The organism is Saccharopolyspora endophytica (genome assembly GCF_018070075.1).
GTDB classification, from domain to species: Bacteria; Actinomycetota; Actinomycetes; order Mycobacteriales; family Pseudonocardiaceae; genus Saccharopolyspora; species Saccharopolyspora endophytica.
Map to the genome: position 1 here is coordinate 276,836 of NZ_JAGPXE010000005.1, position 20,359 is coordinate 297,194.

18 protein-coding genes are annotated in these 20,359 nt (G+C 66.8%); 10 read left to right on the forward strand and 8 right to left on the reverse strand.

Annotated elements, in window-relative coordinates:
• Positions 1–43 precede the first annotated feature (43 nt).
• The 4 genes from KBO27_RS14910 to KBO27_RS14925 all read right to left on the reverse strand — a co-directional run bounded on the left by KBO27_RS14910 (position 44) and on the right by KBO27_RS14925 (position 4,834).
• Complete coding sequence (locus KBO27_RS14910; RefSeq protein WP_210970585.1) at positions 44–676, reverse strand: GTP-binding protein; 633 nt, start codon at positions 674–676, stop codon at positions 44–46.
• 81 nt (positions 677–757) lie between these two features.
• Complete coding sequence (locus KBO27_RS33675; RefSeq protein WP_235875930.1) at positions 758–1,093, reverse strand: DUF742 domain-containing protein; 336 nt, start codon at positions 1,091–1,093, stop codon at positions 758–760.
• 325 nt (positions 1,094–1,418) lie between these two features.
• Complete coding sequence (locus KBO27_RS14920; RefSeq protein ID WP_132618957.1) at positions 1,419–1,859, reverse strand: roadblock/LC7 domain-containing protein; 441 nt, start codon at positions 1,857–1,859, stop codon at positions 1,419–1,421.
• Between the two features lie 32 nt (positions 1,860–1,891).
• On the reverse strand, positions 1,892–4,834 hold the full coding sequence (locus KBO27_RS14925; protein ID WP_210970587.1) for a sensor histidine kinase: 2,943 nt from the start codon (positions 4,832–4,834) through the stop codon (positions 1,892–1,894).
• Between the two features lie 1,020 nt (positions 4,835–5,854).
• Here KBO27_RS14925 and KBO27_RS34795 point away from each other — a divergent pair.
• The 3 genes from KBO27_RS34795 (at position 5,855) to KBO27_RS14940 (ending at position 8,563) form a co-directional block, all read left to right on the forward strand.
• Positions 5,855–6,088: a DUF485 domain-containing protein gene (locus tag KBO27_RS34795; RefSeq protein WP_246537267.1), complete on the forward strand. Its 234-nt coding sequence runs from the start codon at positions 5,855–5,857 to the stop codon at positions 6,086–6,088.
• Positions 6,088–7,650 carry a monocarboxylic acid transporter gene (locus KBO27_RS14935; protein WP_210970589.1) on the forward strand — a complete coding sequence of 521 codons (1,563 nt, stop codon included), beginning with the start codon at positions 6,088–6,090 and terminating at the stop codon, positions 7,648–7,650. The genes KBO27_RS34795 and KBO27_RS14935 overlap by 1 nt, the downstream gene beginning before the upstream one ends.
• 178 nt (positions 7,651–7,828) lie before the next feature.
• Positions 7,829–8,563 (forward strand): FadR/GntR family transcriptional regulator, encoded by a 735-nt coding sequence (locus KBO27_RS14940; RefSeq protein ID WP_210970590.1) that lies wholly within the window; start codon positions 7,829–7,831, stop codon positions 8,561–8,563.
• A 17-nt stretch (positions 8,564–8,580) separates the two neighbouring features.
• Here KBO27_RS14940 and KBO27_RS14945 read toward each other — a convergent pair whose 3' ends face one another.
• From KBO27_RS14945 to paaI, 3 genes are read right to left on the reverse strand one after another with little or no spacing between them, the layout of a single operon-like run.
• Positions 8,581–9,198, reverse strand: a complete 618-nt coding sequence (locus tag KBO27_RS14945) for a TetR/AcrR family transcriptional regulator (RefSeq protein ID WP_132680286.1) — start codon at positions 9,196–9,198, stop codon at positions 8,581–8,583.
• A 22-nt stretch (positions 9,199–9,220) separates the two neighbouring features.
• On the reverse strand, positions 9,221–10,567 hold the full coding sequence (gene paaK, locus KBO27_RS14950; protein WP_210970591.1) for a phenylacetate--CoA ligase PaaK: 1,347 nt from the start codon (positions 10,565–10,567) through the stop codon (positions 9,221–9,223).
• A gap of 13 nt (positions 10,568–10,580) precedes the next feature.
• Complete coding sequence (gene paaI, locus KBO27_RS14955) at positions 10,581–10,970, reverse strand: hydroxyphenylacetyl-CoA thioesterase PaaI (protein ID WP_210970592.1); 390 nt, start codon at positions 10,968–10,970, stop codon at positions 10,581–10,583.
• Between the two features lie 435 nt (positions 10,971–11,405).
• Here paaI and paaZ point away from each other — a divergent pair, with 435 nt between their 5' ends.
• Genes paaZ through paaE form a run of 6 tightly spaced genes read left to right on the forward strand, consistent with a single transcriptional unit; the run spans position 11,406 to position 17,137 of the window.
• On the forward strand, positions 11,406–13,451 hold the full coding sequence (gene paaZ, locus KBO27_RS14960; RefSeq protein ID WP_210970593.1) for a phenylacetic acid degradation bifunctional protein PaaZ: 2,046 nt from the start codon (positions 11,406–11,408) through the stop codon (positions 13,449–13,451).
• Positions 13,448–14,395: a 1,2-phenylacetyl-CoA epoxidase subunit PaaA gene (paaA, locus tag KBO27_RS14965; protein ID WP_210970594.1), complete on the forward strand. Its 948-nt coding sequence runs from the start codon at positions 13,448–13,450 to the stop codon at positions 14,393–14,395. Before paaZ ends, paaA begins: the two co-directional genes overlap by 4 nt.
• A complete protein-coding gene (paaB, locus tag KBO27_RS14970; RefSeq protein ID WP_132680281.1) occupies positions 14,392–14,679 on the forward strand; it encodes a 1,2-phenylacetyl-CoA epoxidase subunit PaaB in 288 nt (95 codons plus the stop codon). Before paaA ends, paaB begins: the two co-directional genes overlap by 4 nt.
• Positions 14,680–14,686: 7 nt before the next feature.
• Positions 14,687–15,571, forward strand: a complete 885-nt coding sequence (gene paaC / locus KBO27_RS14975) for a 1,2-phenylacetyl-CoA epoxidase subunit PaaC (protein WP_210970595.1) — start codon at positions 14,687–14,689, stop codon at positions 15,569–15,571.
• Positions 15,565–16,056 (forward strand): 1,2-phenylacetyl-CoA epoxidase subunit PaaD, encoded by a 492-nt coding sequence (gene paaD, locus KBO27_RS14980; RefSeq protein WP_132672377.1) that lies wholly within the window; start codon positions 15,565–15,567, stop codon positions 16,054–16,056. The genes paaC and paaD overlap by 7 nt, the downstream gene beginning before the upstream one ends.
• A gap of 1 nt (position 16,057) precedes the next feature.
• Complete coding sequence (gene paaE / locus KBO27_RS14985; protein ID WP_210970596.1) at positions 16,058–17,137, forward strand: 1,2-phenylacetyl-CoA epoxidase subunit PaaE; 1,080 nt, start codon at positions 16,058–16,060, stop codon at positions 17,135–17,137.
• Positions 17,138–17,461: 324 nt separating this feature from the next.
• On the opposite strand, the gene KBO27_RS14990 is transcribed toward paaE, so the two are convergent.
• Positions 17,462–17,719, reverse strand: a complete 258-nt coding sequence (locus KBO27_RS14990; protein ID WP_210970597.1) for a hypothetical protein — start codon at positions 17,717–17,719, stop codon at positions 17,462–17,464.
• 160 nt (positions 17,720–17,879) lie between these two features.
• Between KBO27_RS14990 and betT the strand changes: the two genes are divergently transcribed.
• Positions 17,880–20,159, forward strand: a complete 2,280-nt coding sequence (gene betT / locus KBO27_RS14995) for a choline BCCT transporter BetT (RefSeq protein ID WP_210970598.1) — start codon at positions 17,880–17,882, stop codon at positions 20,157–20,159.
• The last annotated feature ends 200 nt before the right edge of the window (positions 20,160–20,359 follow it).

Consider the following 20,359-nt stretch of genomic DNA (forward strand, 5'->3'; position numbering starts at 1 on the left):
CAGCAGGGCGGGAACGAACCCATACCCACCGAGGGAAAACCGCTCAGCGGGTGGCAGAAAGGCTCCCCTGCTCCTCCGGATGCCTCTGCATCCACCACTGCATCGCGTATTCGACCAAGCGGATCAGAGACTGCTTGGTGGACTCCCGGTTTCGAGCGTCGCAGGTGACGATCGGAACGTCGTCCGGGATCGCCATCGCCTCCCGGACCTCCTGAACCCGGTGCTGCAGGTTGCCGTCGAAGCAGTTGAGCCCAACGATGTAGGGCAGCTTGCGGTCCTCGAAGAAGTCGATGGCCGAGAAGCAGTCGGCCAGCCGGCGCGTGTCGACCAGGACGACCGCGCCGATCGCTCCGCGCACCAAGTCGTCCCACATGAACCAGAACCGGTGCTGGCCAGGGGTGCCGAACAAGTAGAGGATCAGATCCGAGTCCAGTGACAGACGACCGAAGTCCATGGCCACCGTCGTGGTCTGCTTGTTCGGTGTCGCGTGCAGGTCGTCGATGCCGTGGCTGGCCTCGGTCATGACCGCTTCGGTGGTCAACGGCACGATTTCCGACACTGAACCGACGAATGTGGTTTTGCCGGCGCCGAATCCACCTGCGACGACGATCTTCGCGGAGGTGGTGGTCGGGGACCTGCGGGGGTATTCAGGTCGGGCTTGCGTATCAGGATTCATGTCTGCCCACTTCAGTCATCAAGTCAATGCTGGGTTTCTGCGTTCGGCGCGCTGCCCAGGAGACTCGCGCGCTGGGGGAAGTCAGAGCCGGCGAAGTCCGCTCAGGACCCGTTCCATCAACAAGAAGTGCGACGAGCTGCTGTTGTCGCTGACCGTCTCGTGCACCGTGACCAGACCCAGATCCGCCATGTCGCCGAGCAGGACCTTCGCAACGCCGAGCGGGACTCCCAGCATCGCGCCGACCTCGGCGATCGACCGTGGATGCTGGCAGATCTCGGCGATGGCGTGGTGCTCGGTGCGCTGCAACCTCTCCGGCGTGCAGAAATCGCTCGCCGAAACCAGCGTTTCGAGCTCCAGGTGGTGGTTGGACCTGGTTCGGCCACCGGTCCACGCGTACGGGCGGATGGAGGTGGACATCGCTTCACCGGTCGGCGAAGCATCCCGTGGGGTCGGAGAACCGGCCGCACTCGGGGGAGCGGGATTGCCGCGACCACCGGCCGGTTGTGGTGCTGCGGATGCGCCGGGGGAGGCCGACTGTGACCGGGAGGCGTCCTCGACCTCCTCCGGCTCGGTCGTGCCCTGCCGCCCGAGATCCTTCTGCGCACGCTTCCGGCGCCACCCGCGTAGACCGCTGTCCAGGGTGAACCGGTTGAAAACCTCCGCCACGCCGTCGCTTTCCGGCGGGCCGGAGGGGCGCCGCCGGTGTTGCCCGGTCGGGTCCGGACCTTCGCTCATCTTCGCCTCACACCGACTGTCCGGTCATGACTCGGCTTGTTCCCTGCAGCTGAGAACGCAGCTCCGGCGTCAGGATCTGGCCGACGCGTTCGACCAACAAGGTCATCTCGTAGGCGATCAAACCCATGTCGCACTGCGGCGCCGCCAACACCGTCAGGCAGGAGCCGTCGCTGATCGCCATCTGCAGCATCAGACCGCGTTCCATCTCGACGACGGTTTCGGTGACAGCGCCCGCCTCGAAGCACCGAGCCGCACCCTGGGTGAGGCTGAGCAGGCCGGACGCGACGGCGGCGAGCTGGTCTGCGCGGTCGGTGGGGAGTTTCGCCGAGGCGGTCAGCAGAAGTCCGTCAGCCGAGACGACGACTGCGTGGGCAACACCGGGTACCCGCTCGGTGAAGTCCGTGACGAGCCAACCGAACTGGCTCGGCTGGGAATTTTGGGCGTTCATGGCGCCTCCTTTCCTCCTAACTGATTCGGGGATCACCGGGTCTCATCCGTTGACGGCTGTGGGTCGCGAAGGCTGTGCTTGCCCTCGCGGACACCGCGTTGGAAGCTGGCCAACCTCCCGCGCGTCACGTCGGCGTCGCGCGGTGATGTGGCGGTCGAATCGGTGACCGATCCCGATACCAGCTGGGCTCTGGGGGTCCGGCGTGGCAGACCTGACGGCGTGTACTGCGGGGCCTCGTTGCCGCCCTGCTGTTCCGCCGTCTCTGCTCTGTCATCCCCGGTTGGGTCCTGCTGGGTGGTGGCGGACTGCTCCGCACTCGTTGCTGCGGCGGTCGAGGCGTGGTTCAGACGGTGGCGGCCGCGTTGGACGCCTGCCTGGAAGCTCGCCAGCCTGCCCCGCGCCCGGTTGGGGTCACGTGCAGGACGGGGCTCGTCGCTGTCCGCCCGGTCAGCGCTGCCGGCGACCAGGTTCGCCAGCGGAACCCGCTGGGGCAGCCCGGCCGAAGTGAAGTCGGTCGGCTCGGAGGCCGCGACCTCCTCAGCGCGCTGCTGCCCTTCATCGCTGGCGAAGGTCCAGTCGCGGGAGTCCACCTCGTCGGCCGTGCTGGGGGCCTCATCGGAGGAAGGGGCCCTTTCTTCCAGCTTCACGGCCGGCAGGATCTCCGTGACCGGACCGTCGTCGGTCTCGTCGGGCCAGCGGAACTGGGGTTCCGCGTCCGGGTCGCCTTCCTCCCGTTCCAGGAACCACACCGAGGACAGCTCGTCGAGGATCGACTCCGGGGTCTCGGGAACCTCCATCTCAGGCGGAGGCTCAGCGGAGGTCTCCTGAGCGCTGAAGAGCTCGCTGGACGAGTCCTCGTCGTCGGCGCTGCGGAACAGGTGGAACCCGTTGTGGGTCGGCGGGTTGCTGATCGCGTCCTGTTCGGCCGCTTCCCAGTCGAACTGCCTGATGAGCGTGTCGTCGTCGTTCCCGGGCCGGTAGACGCCGTTGGTGCGCGGGGCGGGGAGCGAGACGTCGTCGATCAGCAGGTCGGGCCGGAGGGTCATGGACACCCGCACGCCCGTGTCCTTCTGGCCGGGCATCAGCTCGACCCGGATGCCGTGCCTGCGCGCCAGGCGGCCCACCACGAACAGGCCCATGCGTCGCGACGTGGACTGCTTGATCTCCTCGTCGGAGCTCAGGCGCTGGTTGGCTTCGGCGAGCTCGTTCGGGTTCATGCCGATGCCGTCGTCGTCGATGTCGATCCGCAGCGAGCCGTCGCGGTCTCGTTGTCCCGACACCACGACCTGGGTCTGCGGCGCGGAGAAGTTCGCGGCGTTGTCGAGGAGTTCGGCCAGCAGCCGCACCAGGTCGCTGGCCACGTACCCGACGATCTTGGTGTCCGGCAGTTGCTGGACGTTGACCCGCGGGTAGTGCTCGATCTCCGAGACTGCGGCGCGCAGCAGGTCGGCCGGCGTGGTGGGACGGGTGAAGCGACGTGCCAGATCCGCGCCGGAGAGCACCATCAGGTTTTCGTTGTTGCGGCGCATCCGGGTCGCGAGGTGGTCCAGCTGGAACAGCGTTGCCAGCTGGTCGGGATCCTCTTCGTCTCGTTCGAGCTGCTCGAAGAGCCGAAGCTGACGTTCGAGCAGGCTCTGGCTGCGTCGCGACACGTTGATGAACGAATCGCTGTAGCTGCGGCGGAGTTCTGCCTGCTCGGTGGCGAGGGTGACCGCCTGGGTGTGCACGTCGTCGAAGGCTCGGGCGACTTCGCCGACCTCGTCGGTGGTGGTGACCGGCACCGGTTGGACGGCCTGCGGTGCGTGGCCGGCGCGGATGTCGGCGACGGCGTTGGGGAGCTGGTGGTTGGCGGTGTAGAGCGCGCTGTGCCGCAGCATCTTGAGCGAGCTGAGGAGATGCCTCGCCACCATGACCACGATCGCGCCGGCGATCAGCAGCGCGGTGAGCAGGATGACCGATTGGAGACCGGCGAGGTTGCCCGCGGTGTCCTGCAGGCTGAACGCGGTGTGGTGCAGCTGCTGGTCGAGCTGGGATTGCAGCGTGTTGAGCGCCTGGGCCGCGGCGTTGGATTGGTCCTTCCACGTCGCGGTCGACACCAGGTGCGAGGACAGGGTGGATCGGGTGTTGTGCTGCTCGGCCATCGCCAGCTGAACCGAGGTTTCCCGAGCCGGCACCTGAGGGTTGGAGTAGAGCTGGTCGTAGCGGATGCGCTGCTGCGGGTCGGCTGCGGCGCGGAACTCCTTGACCGCTGCGGTGCGCCGGGCTTCGCTCGCGGCCAGGCGGGCGAGGTTGTCACTGGTGAAGTCGTCGCGGGCCAGGCCGGTGAGCACCAGGGCCTGCTGCAGCTGGACCTCTTCGCTGATCTTGGCGAGCTCGTGCACGGTGGTGGCGGTGGCCACCAGCTCCGAGGACGAGATCTGGCTGATCAGCGTCCGGTCGAGCGCGAGCATCACGTCGATGAGCTCGGTGTAGGAGTTGGCGGTGATGCCGGGGTCGACGCGTCCGCCGAGCACGAGCTTGCGGATCGGGTCGAGCTCGGTCGACTGCCGTTCGGTCTCCTGCTTGGCGTACCGAACGGCGTCGCTGTCCGGCGCAGCGTCCAGCAGGCGTTGGGTTTCCGCCAGTGCTTCGTCGGAGGCGGCGAACCGGTTCCTGATGTCGGCGTCGGTCACCTGGCCGCGAACGAGGAATTCGGCGGATTGGCTGCGTTCTTCCTGCAACCTGTCGACGGCGGTGCGCACGGCGCGGCCGGCTGAGACGACGCGGTCCATCTGCTCGTAGTTGCTGGCTTCGGTGATCTGACCGCGAATCTGAAGGACGCCCAGCACGATCGCGAAGATGACCGGGACCAGCACGACGGCGGCGATCTTGACCGGGAGCTTCCAGTTGTGCCACGTGATGATTCGGGACGTGGCGCGCGACCACATGGATGCCCGGGTCGCGTTCGCGGGCGGGTCTTCTACTCCGCTGCTCACGACGCAGTCCTTTCCCGCGCGGTCGAAGCTTTCATCGCCAACTGCGCGTTCGTGTGGTGGGCAGGCCGGCCCGCCTCGGGGGTGCGCGGCAGGTCATTCGTGGTTGGCGGCGCTGCCTGCGTTTCGGGGTTTTCGCGGGTGGCCGTGCGGTCTCGACGGCGGTATTCGAAGTACCTGCGATGTCGGGGGTGATCGCGGTGGCATCGAATTGGTTCTTACCGGTCGTCGGCGTGCAGAACACTACCTCACCGGAATGATCTACTATCTGCTTTGAATTCAGCGCTCTGACCAGTGCATTCGGGTCGATGGAGATCATCTTCACGGGTGCGTGGAGGCTCGTTGGGCACTTTGGACACTGATCGTGTTCATTGCCGCGAAGGCAGGATGCGCTTTAGTCACCCGATGGAGAGAATCTCTCCGACTGGGTGACAAAGGGGTCGAATGCAGTGGGAATGTACCCTTGACCATCCCGTGTTACCCTCGCCTAACCAGGCGGTTGATCAGCAAAAATGACCCCGCTCGGCCCTTTCTCGCGGGGTGGCCCGGCTCTGTTCCGCCCTCTGGGAGGTATGGCTTCTCGCTAGGTGTAATCACGGTTAGTGATCGATGGATTCATCAGTTGGTGTGGTGTGTCGCTGCTGTGGTCCAGGTGAAGCGGAATGATCGTTAGACTCCCGCCCTGGTTGGCATCGCAAGTCGTGCGGTCACCGACTCCTGGGGAATTCGAGATCAAGGAAGATCGCGAACAGCTGCGGGAGTTCGGACGAAGTTGGGGGACTTTGCGGCATCGGCGCACAACACGTCGATGTGATGTCCGATTGCTTGGAAGGATGCATGCGCAACGCCACACAACCCCCGCCGCCATCTCGACAAACCGAAGCGACCTTCGGCCAAATCGACAAATCCGCCAGGCGCACCGATCTCCCGGTGCCCGGCGACGCGGGCCCCGACTTTCCCAGTATCGCTCGCAGTGCGGAATTCCGCGAATTGCGCGGCAAACTGCGCAGGTTCACGTTCCCGATGACCCTCGTGTTCGTGGTCTGGTACGTCGGCTACGTCGTGCTCGCCGCGTACTTCCCCGATTTCATGGGGATCCGGCTGTTCGGCGCCGTCAACGTCGGGCTCGTCCTCGGCATCGGCCAGTTCGTCAGCACCCTCGTCATCACGGCCCTCTACCTGCGCTACGCCGCCAAGGAGATCGACCCCCGCGCCGCTGAGCTCTACCGCAACGCCACCGGAGAGGAGCGGCCCTGATGGACACCAACCCGATGCTCAACATCAGCATCTTCGCGGCGTTCGTGCTGCTCACGCTGTTCATCGTCTACCGGGTGAGCAGCACGGGGTCCACCACCGACTACTTCGCAGCGGGCTCGCAATTCACCGGTGCGCAGAACGGCATCGCCCTGTCGGGCGACTTCCTGTCGGCCGCTTCGTTCCTCGGCATCGCGGGCGCCATCGCCGTGCACGGATACGACGGCTTCCTCTACTCGATCGGGTTCCTGGTCGGATGGCTGGTGAACCTGCTCCTCGTCGCAGAACTCCTGCGCAACACAGGCCGATTCACCATGGGCGACGTGCTCAGCTACCGCATGAAGCAGCGCCCGGTGCGCGCAGCCGCGGCGGTGTCGACACTGGTCATCTCCTTCATCTACATGATCGCGCAGATCGCAGGCGCCGGAAGCCTGGTGGCGCTGCTGCTCGACGTGCACAGCGCGGCCGGCCAGGCCCTGGTGATCGCGGCCGTCGGTGCGCTGATGATCGTCTACGTGCTCGTGGGCGGGATGAAGGGAACCACCTGGGTGCAGATCATCAAGGCGGTCGCCCTGATGCTGTGCGTCGCGCTCATGACGCTGTTCCTGATGGGCAAGTTCGGGTTCAGCATCACCTCGTTGCTGCAGCACGCCGCGGAGAAGAACCCGCTCGGTGAGCGGATCTTCTCCCCCGGGGCCCAGTACGGGAAGAGCGAGACCACCAAGCTCGACTTCGTCTCGCTGTCCTTGGCGCTGATCTTCGGCGTCGCCGGTCTGCCGCACGTGCTGATGCGCTTCTACACGGTGCCCAACGCCGTGCAGGCGAGGCGTTCCGTGGTGTGGGCGACCGTCACGATGTCGGTGTTCTACCTGTGCACGTTGGTGATCGGCTACGGCGCGGGGGCGATCAGCGGCACGGATTCGATCCTGGCCGCCCCCGGCGGCGAGAACTCGGCGGCGCCGCTGCTGGCCTACAAGATCGGCGGAACGGTGCTGTTGGGAGTGGTCGCAGCGGTCGCTTTCGCCACGATCCTCGCCGTGGTCGCGGGTCTGACCCTGACCGCATCGGCGTCCTTCGCCCACGACGTGTACGCCAACGTCTTCAAACGCGGGCAGGCCGAGCCGGACAGCGAGATCAGGGTGGCGCGGCTGACGGCCCTGATCGTCGGTGCCACCTCGATCATCGGAGGCATCCTGGTCAACGGGCAGAACCTCGCGTTCCTGGTGTCGCTGGCCTTCGCCTTCGCCGCGTCGGCGAACCTGTCGACCTTGCTCTACACGCTGTACTGGCGGCGGTTCAACACCCGGGGGACCTTGTGGGGGATCTACGGCGGCCTGGGCATCTGCCTGCTCCTGGTGATCTTCTCGCCGGTGGTTTCGGGAACCCCGACCTCGATCGTGCCCGGAATCGACTTCGCCTGGTTCCCGCTGAACAACCCAGGCCTGGTGTCGATCCCGGCGTCGTTCTTGTTCGGCTACATCGGCACCTTGCTCGGTGAGCGCGAAGGGGAGGACCGCACTGACGAGATGGAGGTCCGGTCGCTGACCGGCATCGGAGCTTCTTGATCGGTCGTTCTGCGCATGGGAACCTTCCTGCCACTTCCCCGGCAGGAAGGTTCCCATGCTCTGGGCTTCGAACCGGCCCGGATCGAGCCCTCTCACGGTCCTGCAAGACACCCATTTTGAGCAGTATGCGACGTATGGTGGGTCGGCCAGATGACCGAGTCGCAGAGGGAGGAGTGGCATGAGTTCCGCGACCCAGAGCTCGTGGGAGCCGGTGCGCAAGGTGCGGACCTACGAACAGGTCATGGCGCAGATCGAGCAGCGCATCGTCGACGGGCGTCTCGCCCCCGGCGACCGCCTTCCCAGCGAGCGAGAGTTCGCGCAGCTCCTCGGGGTCAGCCGGCCGTCGCTGCGGGAAGCGCTGCGCGTGCTCGAAGCGCTCGGGATCGTCGACGTGCGACCTGGCCGCGGTCCTGACGGCGGGTGCGTGTTCCTCGGCCACCCCGGCACCGGTTTCTCAACGCTGCTGAAGATGCAGCTGACGCTCGGTCACTTCAACGGCGCGGATGTGCTGCGGACCCGGCTGGTGCTGGAGGAATGGGCGCTGCTGGAAGCGGCTCGTCACGCCACTCCCGCCGATCACCGGGCGTTGCGCGCGATTCTCGACGAGATGGACTCCCCGCACCTCACCGCTGGCGACTTCAACGCCCTCGACACCGAGTTCCACGTCCGGATCGCCGAGTCCGCCGGCAATGCGCTGGCCGCGCACATGATGGGGTCGCTGCGCACGGCGATCCAACGTCAGATGGTCGAGGTGTACGACCGCAGGGACGATTGGCGGGACACCTCGCGGCTCGTGCGGCGTGAACACCGCGCGATCCTTCAAGCGATCGAGTCCCGCGACGGCGCACGCGCCGTTGAGCTGCTGCGCGGCCACATCAACGACTTCTACGAGCTCGACGAGCGCACCGGGTGATCTCCCGCTCGCGCTGATCAGTCCGGCTTGCGGACGCGGAGGCCGTCGAATGCGACGGCTGCGACGGTGTCGGCCAGCGTCTCCGCGTCGGCGCCCTGACGCGGCCGATACCACTCGACGAGCGAGTTGACCATGCCGAACAGCAGGCGTGCCGCGGTCGCCGGGTCGACGTCTGGGCGCAGGTCACCGTCGGCGGCGGCCTTGCTGACCAGGTCGGCGACGATCTGGTCGAACTCCCGGCGGCGGGCCAGCGCGGCCTTCTCGACCTTGGTGTTGCCGCGAATCCGCAGCAGCAGGGTCACGAAGGGCAGTTGGTCGACGAGCACGCCGACGCTGGCCCGCACCAGGTATTCGAGCTTGTCGATGGCGCGACCGTCGATGGTCTCCAGCTTGTCCGCCTCGGCGAACAACCCGTCCAGTCCGCGGTTGACCGCGAGCCGCAGCAGTTCGTCCTTGCTGCGCACGTGGTGGTAGATCGCGGACTTGGTGATCTGCAGCTTGCGCGACAGATCTTCCATGCTGGTGCCGTCGTAGCCGCGTTCGTTGAACAGCTTGACCGCAACCGTGAGCAAGGACTCCAGGTCGTAGCCGGGGCGACCGCGTCTGGTCGCACGGGTGCTGGGCGGTTCGGTCATGAGCGCATTATCGCAAGTCGTTTCAGTCGCGAGGGCGTTGGTCGATGACCCGGCGGAGCTTGCCCACCGAGCGTTCGAGGGAGCCTGGCTCGACGATCTCCACTCCGACGCTCACGCCGACACCGTCCTTGACCTTCTCCGCGATCTCCACCGGTGCTTTCTCGCGCCGTGCCGAGGTGGTCTCGGGAAGGGCCTCGACCAGCACGGTGAGCCGGTCCATCCGGTCCTGGCGGGTGAGCTTGAGCTGGAAGTGCGGAGACAGGTCGGCGGTGCCGAGCACGATCTCCTCGATCTGGGTCGGGAAGACGTTGACCCCGCGCAGGATGATCATGTCGTCGCTGCGCCCGGTCACCTTGTCCATGCGTCGGAAGGCCGGTCGTGCCGTGCCCGGCCGCAGCGCGGTCAGGTCGCGCGTCCGGTATCGGATGATCGGCAGCGCTTCCTTGGTCAGCGAGGTGAACAGGAGCTCCCCGGTCGTCCCGTCGGGCAGCGGCACGCCGTCGATCGGGTCGATGACCTCGGGGTAGAAGTGGTCCTCCCAAATGTGCAGGCCGTCCTTGGTCTCGACCGCCTCCTGTGCGACGCCGGGCCCCATCACCTCCGAGAGGCCGTAGATGTCGACCGCGTCGATGTTGGCGCGCTCCTCGATCTCGCGGCGCATCTGCTCGGTCCACGGTTCGGCGCCGAAGATGCCGACCTTGAGGGAGGTGCTGCGCGGATCGATCCCCTGACGCTCGAACTCGTCGAGGAGCGTCAGCATGTAGGAGGGCGTCACCATGATGATCTCGGGACGGAAGTCGTTGATGATCTGCGCTTGCCGTGCGGTCATGCCGCCGGAAGCCGGAACGACCGTCATCCCGAGCTTCTCGGCGCCGTAGTGGGCGCCGAGGCCTCCGGTGAACAGTCCGTACCCGTAGGAGATGTGCACCGTCTTCCCCGGGCGTCCGCCGGCGGCGAAGATCGACCTCGCGACCACCGTGGCCCACACGTCGAGGTCGGATTCGGTGTAGCCCACGACCGTCGGCTTGCCGGTCGTGCCGCTGGAAGCGTGCACGCGGCGGACCTGGTCCTGCGCAACGGCGAACATGCCGAAGGGGTAGTTGTCGCGCAGGTCCTGCTTGGTGGTGAAGGGGAACTTCTCGAGGTCGCCCAGTTCTCGGCAGTCGTCCGGGTGCACGCCCGCGTCGTCGAACTTCCTGCGGTAGAAGGGAACGTTCGCGTAGGCGTGGTGCAGCGTCCACTGCAGGCGCTCGAGCTGCAGGGCGCGAAGTTCGTCGGTGCTCAGCCGTTCGGCCGACGAGAGGTCGTCGATCGGCGGTGCGGCGCCAAGTCGGCGGGCGCTCGGCACTTCGTTGTGCGTGGTCGTCATGGGGAAGGACTCCTCAACGCTTGATCTGGCCGACGGTCCGGCTGCGACCGCGGAACTCCGCGACGACCTCTGGCCCGGAAGGGGTGTCCCGGTGCACCGTGACGTCGTAGATGCCGTTTCGGCCGTATCGAGTTCGTTCTTGCGCGGTGGCCACCAGCTCGTCGCCGAGGAACGCGCTCGTGACGAACGAGATCTCCGCGCCGGCGGCGACGGTGACGGGCCCGTGGCTGTTGCACGCGGCTGCGAATGTCGTGTCGGCGAGCAGGAAGACGTAACCGCCGTGCGTGATGTCGTGCCCGTTGACCATCTGTTCGGTCACCCGCATCCGGGCTACCGCGCTGCCGTCGTGCGCTGAGGTCACGACGATGCCCAGCGACGTCGAGGCGACGTCGGATTCGAGCATGGTCCTCGTGGAGTCGCTGAGTCGGTTCGCCGAGCGTGACACCGAGTTGCACCGCCTTCTTACTGACCGAATGGACGGTAAATAAATCTGCTCAAGTAAAAGTCAGTGCGCAAACGGATGTCAAGACCGGCGGTATCGGACGAACTCCATCCGGAAGCGGCCGTCCCGGTCGTCGCATCCACCTGCGACATGAGCTCAGCGTAGGCGCGTGCGCCCAGTCGTGGGTCTCGCGACGAACCCGGAAGGGCTGCTGGGCGAGACCTGCGCAAGGGAACCTTCATCGCACTCCTCTGCTGCCGATGAGAGGAAGGCGGCCTTGCTCGCGTCCTCCATCCGGACGGGGTGGATCGGGCCCTTGCCACTTTCGCTCCCCGGCGTTGCGCGCTAGCATTAATTCCCGACCGTTCGGTTAGTAATTCTGGAGGGCGAGGCACGATGGCTCAAGGCGCGAGCAAGGTTCTGCGCAGCTACACCAGTGGCGGCTGGAGGGTGGGCGAAGCCGAAGGCGCACCACTGCACGACGCCGTCACGGGTGCCGAGGTCGCGCGGATCAGCTCCGCCGGCATCGACATGGCCGCAGCGCTCGAACACGGACGCGCGGTCGGTGGGCCGGCGCTGAGGGAACTGACCTTCCACCAACGCGCAGCCCTGCTCAAAGCGTTGGCCTCGCACCTCCGCGAGCACCGCGAAGAGCTCTACGAGCTGTCGGCCAAGACCGGCGCGACCCTCGGAGACTCCAAGTTCGACATCGACGGCGGGATCGGGGTCCTCTTCTCCTACTCCAGCAAGGGGCGGCGGGAACTGCCCAACGACACCGTCTACGTCGATGGGAACGTCGAACCGCTCAGCAAGGGCGGCACCTTCCTCGGCCAGCACATCGCCACCCCGCTGCGTGGCGTGGCAGTGCAGATCAACGCCTTCAACTTCCCCGCGTGGGGGCCGCTGGAGAAGTTCGCCCCGGCCTTCCTCGCAGGCGTGCCCAGCCTGATCAAGCCGGCCAGTCAGACCGCCTACCTCACCGAGAAGCTCGTCGAGCTGATCGTGGAGTCCGAGCTCATTCCCGAAGGGTCGCTGCAGCTGATCAGCGGAAGCGCAGGGGACCTTCTCGACCACGTGACCGGGCAGGACCTGGTGTCGTTCACCGGCTCGGCGTCCACCGCGCAGAAGCTGCGCGCCCATCGGGCCATCGTGCGCAACTCGGTGCGCTTCAACGCCGAGGCCGACTCGCTCAACTGCTCGATCCTCGGCCCGGACGCCAAACCGGGGACCGCGGAATTCGACCTCTACGTCAAGCAGCTGGTCACCGAGATGACCGTCAAGGCAGGCCAGAAGTGCACCGCGATCCGGAGGGCGTTCGTCCCGGCGGAGCTGCTCGACGACGTCGCTGAGGCGGCCGGTGAGCGCCTGGCGAAGATCAAGGTCGGAAATCCGGCCAACGCTGACGTCCGCATGGGTGCCCTGGCGAGCCTCGAACAGCGCGAGGAGGTCCGCCGGTCGCTGAAGGCGTTGCAGGGCGCGGGCAGCATCGTCTTCGGCGACCCGGAGCAGGTCGAGGTGGTCGACGCCGACGCCGAAAAGGGAGCCTTCATCTCACCGGTGCTGCTCAAGGCGGACCCCGATCGAGCGGAACCCCACGAGGTCGAGGCGTTCGGGCCCGTGTCGACGCTCATGCCCTACACCTCCGTGGATCAGGTCGTCGATTACGCCGCGCGCGGGCAGGGGAGCTTGGCCGGCTCCGTGGTCAGCGGGGATGCGCAGTTCGCCCGCGACGTCGTGCTCGGTGTCGCGCCGTGGCACGGACGGCTGCTGGTGCTCGACGCGGATGACGCGAAGGAGTCCACCGGGCACGGTTCGCCGATGCCGGCGCTCGTGCACGGCGGTCCCGGCCGCGCCGGTGGTGGTGAGGAGATGGGTGGCATTCGCGGCGTCCTCCACCACATGCAGCGCACGGCGGTGCAGGCCAGCCCAGCTGTGCTGTCCCAGGTCACCGGACGATGGGTGGAAGGGGCCCCTCGTGCCACCGACGGCGTCCACCCGTTCCGGAAGTCGCTGGCCGAGCTGAAGATCGGCGACTCGGTGGTGGCCGGTCCGCGCCAGGTCACCGATGCGGACGTCGCGCACTTCGCGGAGTTCACCGGCGACACCTTCTACGCGCACACCGACGAAGACGCAGCTCGGGAGAACCCGCTGTTCGGTGGCATCGTCGCGCACGGGTACCTGGTCGTCTCCTTCGCTGCGGGACTGTTCGTGTCGCCTGAGCCCGGACCGGTGCTGGCGAACTACGGACTGGAGAACCTGCGGTTCCTCACGCCCGTCAAGCCCGGCGACGCGCTGACCGTGACCTTGACCTGCAAGCAGATCACGCCCCGCGAGAACGCCGACTACGGCGAAGTCCGCTGGGACGCCGACGTGACCAACGACGACCAGGAATCCGTCGCCAAGTACGACGTGCTCACCCTGGTGTCCAAGGAGAAGCGATGACAGCAACGTTGTCCGACCAGGAACTCGAGGAGCACTTCGAGCACACCCTCGACAAGGACCAGCGGCTCGAACCGCGGGACTGGCTGCCCGACGGCTACCGCAAGACGATGGTCCGCCAGATCGCCCAGCACGCGCACTCCGAGATCATCGGCATGCAGCCCGAGGGCAACTGGATCACGCGGGCACCTTCGCTGCGCCGCAAGGCAATCCTGCTGGCGAAGGTCCAGGACGAGGCGGGGCACGGGCTGTACCTGTACTCCGCGGCCGAGACGCTCGGTGGTGACCGGCAGGACATGACCGAGAAGCTCATCACCGGTCGGCAGAAGTACTCGTCGATCTTCAACTACCCGACGTTGTCGTTCGCCGATGTCGGCGTGATCGGCTGGCTCGTCGACGGCGCGGCGATCTGCAACCAGGTGCCGCTGTGCCGGTCCAGCTACGGCCCCTACTCCAGGGCGATGATCCGGATCTGCAAGGAGGAGTCCTTTCACCAGAGGCAGGGCTACGAACTGCTGATGACGATGATGAAGGGAACTCAGGCGCAGCGGGACATGGTCCAGGACGCGGTGAACCGCTTCTGGTGGCCGTCGCTGATGATGTTCGGCCCGCCGGACGCCGAATCGTCGCACACCGAGCAGTCGATGCTCTGGAAGATCAAGCGGCACACCAATGATGAGCTGCGGCAACGCTTCGTCGACATGACCGTTCCGCAGGCAGAGGTGCTCGGCGTGACCTTGCCGGACCCCGACCTGGAGTGGAACGCCGAACGCGAGCACTACGACTTCGGCGAGGTCGACTGGAACGAGCTCAAGCAGGTCATCAAGGGCAACGGGCCGTGCAACACCGAACGGGTCGCCCGGCGCCGCAAGGCCCACGAGGACGGCGAATGGGTGCGCGAGGCGGCAGCCGCGCACGCGCGCAAGATGACGGAGGCGAAGCCATGAGCCGGAGTGAACTGCCCCTCTACGAGGTTTTCGTGCGCGGCAAGCGGGGCTTGAACCACGTGCACGTCGGGTCCCTTCGCGCCGCTGACGACGAGATGGCCGTGCATCACGCGCGCGACCTCTACACGCGGCGCAACGAGGGCGTGAGCATCTGGGTGGTGAAGTCGTCCGCGATCACGGCATCCAGCCCTGACGAGAAGGATCCCTTCTTCGCTCCCTCGGGGGACAAGGTCTACCGGCACCCCACCTTCTACGACATTCCCGACAACGTTCCCCACATGTGAGCCGACGATGTCCTTTGACAACGCCTACGAGGCACTCATCGACGCGCACGACGATTCGCGCTGGGCATTCGGCAGCGGGTTCGAAGACCCGCTGGCAGGGGTCGACACCTCGGTGCCGTCCGGTGTGGACGGCTCGGATCTGGCCGCGTACTGCCTGATGCTGGGCGACGACGCGCTGGTCCTGTCGCACCGGTTGCAGCAGTGGTGCACCTTCGCCCCCGAACTCGAGGACGAGGTCGCCATCGCCAACATCGGCCTGGACCTCCTCGGGCAGGCCAGGCTCCTGCTGGCCCGGGCCGGCAAGGCCGACGGCAGCGGACGTGGGGAGGACGACTACGCGTTCTTCCGCGACGAGGCCCAGTTCCGCAACGTGCGGCTCGCGGAGCTGGAACGCGGCGACTTCGGGCAACTCATCGCGGTGCTGCTGGTGCTGTCCACGTGGCGGCTCGCGGCGTTCCAGCGGCTGACCACCTCCGGCGACCCGGTGCTCGCCGCCATCGCCGACAAGGGCGTGAAGGAGCTGACCTACCACCGCGACTACGCGGCTCAATGGGCGGTTCGCCTGGGCGATGGCACGGACTTCTCCCGTGAGCGCATGAGGGAGGCCTTGACCGCCGTGTGGCCGTACGTGGACGAGCTGTTCACCCCGCACGAGATCGAAACCCGCCTGGTGGAGGCCGGTATCGCGGCCGATCCTGCCGCGGTGCGCGAGGAGTTCGACGGCGTGCTCGCGCAGGTGCTCCAGGCCGCGACGCTGGAACGCCCCGATGTCCCGGGCAAAGCAGGAGTAGCCGGCGGAACCGGCAGGCACGGTCGGCACACCGAAGCGATGGGGTACCTCCTCGCGGAGTTGCAGAGCGTCGCCCGAGCGCACCCGGAGGCGACGTGGTGACCGCCAGAGCCGTCGCGGAGACCGTCTGCGACCCCGAACTGCCGATGCTCACGCTCGCCGACCTCGGTGTGCTGCGCGAGGTGTCCGAACAGGACGGTGCGGTGAAGGTGTCCATCACGCCCACCTACAGCGGCTGCCCGGCCATGGACACGATGCGCGACGACCTGGTCCACGCGTTGCAGGGAGCGGGGTTCGCCCGAGTCGAGGTGAGCACCGTGCTGCAGCCGTCGTGGAGCTCGGACTGGATCAGCGAGCAGGGTCGGCGCAAGCTCGCAGAAGCCGGCATCGCACCACCTGGCGGGGTCCCCGCGCGCGGTCCCGGTCCGGTGCCGTTGTCGCTCCACCCGCCTGAGCGGAAGGTTCCCTGCCCGCGCTGCGGTGCGGCGGACACCGAACTGCTGTCGGAGTTCGGAGCCACCGCGTGCAAGGCGATGCGCCGTTGCCGGTCGTGCGACGAACCGTTCGAACACGTCAAGGAGATCTGAGGTGACCGCGTCTACCAAGTCCCGGGTGCGGGGCGAATTCCACACGCTGACCGTCGCAGAGGTCAGCAGGCTGTGCGACGACGCCGTCGCGGTCACCTTCTCCGTGCCACCAGAGCTCGACGGCACCTACGACTTCCGGGCCGGTCAGTCGCTGACGTTGCGCCGCGTGATCGACGGACGAGAGGAGCGGCGGTCGTACTCGATCTGCTCGGCAGAAGGGAGCTCTCCGCGCATCGGTGTGCGTGAAGTCCCCGACGGGCTGTTCTCCACCTGGCTGGTCAACGAGGTTCGCCCCGGCGACGAGATCGAGGTGGGCGCCCCGACCGGGGCGTTCAGCCCGAAGTCGGTACCGGGGCATCACGTGCTGATCGGTGTCGGATCGGGCATCACCCCGCTGCTGTCGATCGCGGCGACGGTTCTTCGGGACCCTTCAGCCACCGCGACCGTCGTCTACGGCAACCGCCGCACCGACACCGTGATGTTCGCCGACGAGCTCGCCGATCTGAAGGACCGCTATCCCGAGCGGTTGGAGCTGGTGCACGTTCTCTCCCGCGAACCGCGGGAGGCGGATCTGTTCACCGGACGTCTCGACGAGGAGAAGCTGCGCGCGCTGATGGCGCTGGTGCCCGAGGTCGGTGACGTCGACGAGTGGTGGCTGTGCGGGCCGTTCGGCATGGTCACCGGGGCCAAGCAGCTGCTGGGGGAACTCGGCGTGGCCGACCAGCGGATTCACCGGGAGCTGTTCTACGTCGACGACGTGCCCCCGGAACCTGTGAAGCACATCGACGCGGCGCCGTCGGGAGAGACCACCGAGGCCACCATCGTCCTCGACGGCCGGCGCACGACCACCGCGTTGTCGCGGGAGACATCGGTTCTCGACGGAGCCCAGAAGGCGAGGCCCGACCTGCCGTTCGCCTGCAAGGGCGGTGTCTGCGGCACCTGCCGGGCGAAGGTCACCGAGGGAGAGGTCGACATGCGCCGCAACTTCGCGCTGGAAGAAGCGGAAGTGGCCGAAGGGTTCGTCCTGACCTGCCAGTCCGTCCCGGTCAGCGACGTGCTCACCGTCGACTTCGATTCCTGATCTGGCGCACAACGCGCTGAGATCGGGCGGGTTGGAAAAGATCCGCCTCTGAACGGATGAAATCGTTCAGAGGCGGATCTTTTTGTTCCGATTGCGTCCAGAGCCACCGGCGGCGTTCACGCTCACGCTGCGGCAGTCGGCGTCCCGTTTTGATCTCACGATGCGGAAAGTTGCAGCTTTGGGTTGTGGCAATAACTACACATGGGTTCTATTTCGCCGAATTGTCCTATACCAATCTCATGTATCACGCGGTTCCCGCAGAAGAATGTCAATGCGGGTCGAGAATTGCGTGCGAGTAGAAGGATAGTTCGGGGGAGCGGTGTTTCAGCTCAGCGCGGTTGCGGCCGCTCTGTCAATGATCACACCAGCGTCGGCATTCCTCCGCGTGGAGCGCGGTGAACTGGTTTCGCCCACGAGGGCTGTCGCCCCCGCGATCGGTGCATCAAGGGCGTGGTGCTGTTCGCGCTGACCCTGGACTTCCCTGCTCGACCCGCCCGCCCCAGATCGGCTCGCTGCTGTCAGCACCATCGCGTGCGTCGAGATCGACATGACCAGCGACGAGCGGCTCGACTTCTCGGTCACCGAGTGCCAGTCGAGGGATGAACCCGAATCCGCGTCGGCAGTGGAAATCCGTCCTTGATCACCAGTCCGCGACGAAGAGGCAGAGGCGAGGTCGCGCACCGGGACCGCTCGGTGCGCGCTGACGCCAGCCCGAACTCGTCGCCGAGAGGAGGAGGACCGCATGCCCGAATCCACAGACGCGCCCCGCCACGGCGGAGAGTCGCCGAAGTCTCCGATCGAGCGCCGCCGGCTCGGCGGCACCGAACGCAGGCGCCACGGCTCGGAGGCCGAGAACCGGCCTCCCGCCTCCAGCCAAGAGCTCAGCAACGCTCACGCGGAGCTCGTCGAAGAACCCGGCCCCAGGGTCAACTGGCGCGTCTTCATCATCGCTTCGGCCGTCGTCGTCGCCTTCTCCCTCTGGGCCATGCTCGTGCCCGGGCACGCCGCCAGCACCATGGAGATCGTGGTGGCCTGGATCGCCGAGAACCTCGGCTGGTTCTACGTCCTGACCGTCACCGTGGTGATCGCGTTCGTCCTCTGGGTAGCGCTGTCCAAGGAAGGCTCGGTCCGGCTCGGCCCCGACCACTCGCGGCCGCAGTACAAGCTGTTCACCTGGGTGGCGATGCTCTTCGCCGCCGGAGTGGGCATCGACATGCTCTTCTACTCCGTCACCGGACCCATCACCCAGTACATGGCCCCGCCGACGGGCGATGGGAAGACAACTGCCGCCGCGCAGGACGCCGTGGTCTGGACGATGTTCCACTACGGCGTGGCCGGCTGGGCCATGTACGCCCTGCTCGGCATGGCCATGGGCTACTTCGCCTACCGCTGGGGCATGCCGCTGTCCATCCGGGCCGCCCTGTACCCGCTGCTCGGCAAGCGAGTTCGCGGCGGGATCGGCGACACCATCGACATCGTCACCCTGGTCGGCACCGTCTTCGGCGTCGCGACCTCCATGGGCATCGGCGTCGTGCTGCTCAACGTCGGCTTCGCCCTGCTGTTCGGCCTCCCGGAGGGGCTGGCCCTGCAGATCGCGCTGGTGATCGTGGCCGTGATCATGACCGTCGCGGCCTGCACCTCGGGCTTGGACAGGGGCATCCGGCTGATCTCCGAGCTCAACATCTGGTTCGCCGCGGCCATGCTGCTCTACATCCTGGTGACCGGGCAGTCGGCGTTCCTGCTCAACGCCCTGGTGGGAAACATCGGCCGATTCCTCTCCACGCTGCCGGGCCGCACTTTGGAGACCTTCGCCTACCAGCAGGGCGGTTCTGAGTGGATGGCCGGTTGGACCCTGTTCTTCTGGGCTTTCTGGCTGGCCTGGGGCCCGTTCGTGGGACTCTTCCTCGCCCGCATCTCGCGCGGCCGGACGCTGCGCGAGTTCGTCATCGCCGCCATCACCGCACCGGTGCTCTGCGACTTCCTGATCGTGAGCATCTTCGGCAACAGCGCCATGCACCAGGTCCTCAACGGCAACGACGAGTTCGCGCGGCTGGCCATGGACAGTCCCGAGAAGGGCTGGTTCGCGCTGCTCGAGATGTTCCCCGGTGCGAGCTTCCTGATCGGCCTGGGCACCTTGTCGGGATTGCTGTTCTACCTCACCAGCGCCAACTCCGGAGCCATGGTGATGTCCAACTTCTCGTCCTCGATCCCCAAGCCGTCACAGGACGGGGCCAAGTGGCTGCGCATCTTCTGGGCGGTGCTCACCGCGGTGCTGACCATCGCGATGCTGGTGGCCGGCGGCGTCACGACCATGGAGCACGCGACGCTCATCTTCGCGCTGCCCGTGACGATCATCGCCTGGTTGGTGATGGCCTCCTTCTCCAAGGTCCTGCGGATGGAGCGGGCCGAGCGCGAAGGGCGGGCGCTGCAGCGGCGGTCGACCGCGGTGCACGGCGGTTTCGCGCCGGAGCGCACTTGGCGCCAGCGGCTGGAGCGGATGCGCTCGTACCCGTCGAAGAAGCAGGTCGCTCACTTCCTGGAAGGCACCGTGCAGTCGGCCTTGGCCGACGTGGCCCGGGAATTCGGGAAGCAGGGTTACCGGGCCACGCTGGAACTGCTCCCGAACGAGCAGGCCGGCATCTCCAGCCACGCGTTGGTGGTCGAGATCCCCGAGCACCGCGACTTCCACTACCAGGTGCGGGCCGTGGAGGTCCCGGTACCGATGTTCGGCGGACGCATGTCCCGCCAGACCGACGTCTACTACCGGGTCGAGGTGGTCAACCAGACCGGATCCGAGGACTACGACCTCATGGGTCTGTCGCACCAGCAGGTGATCGACGACGTGCTTGATCGCTACGAGGCGCACCTGGGCTTCCTCGCCTACACCACCGAGCACGACTACGCGTCGGTCCTCACGCCGCCGGCGGTGACCGCCCCGGACGCCGTCTCGGTCGTGGTGGCGCCCGCGGAGCCGCAGGAGCACGCCGAGAAGGACACGGCGGGCAGCGGTCCGAAGGTGTAGCAGCGCTCGACCGGACACCGGTGCCCGCAGCCCAGCGACCCTGCGGGCACCGGCTCGTCCGGGCGACCTGAGCGGCACGGCGGAACCTCCGCCCCGGATCTGATGCGACGGTCCTCGTGCGGTCATCGCGGAACGGTGTTGCGGAAGGTGCCTACGTGGCCGAAGTGCGCAAGAGGTCGATGCACGCGCATTGCACGCGA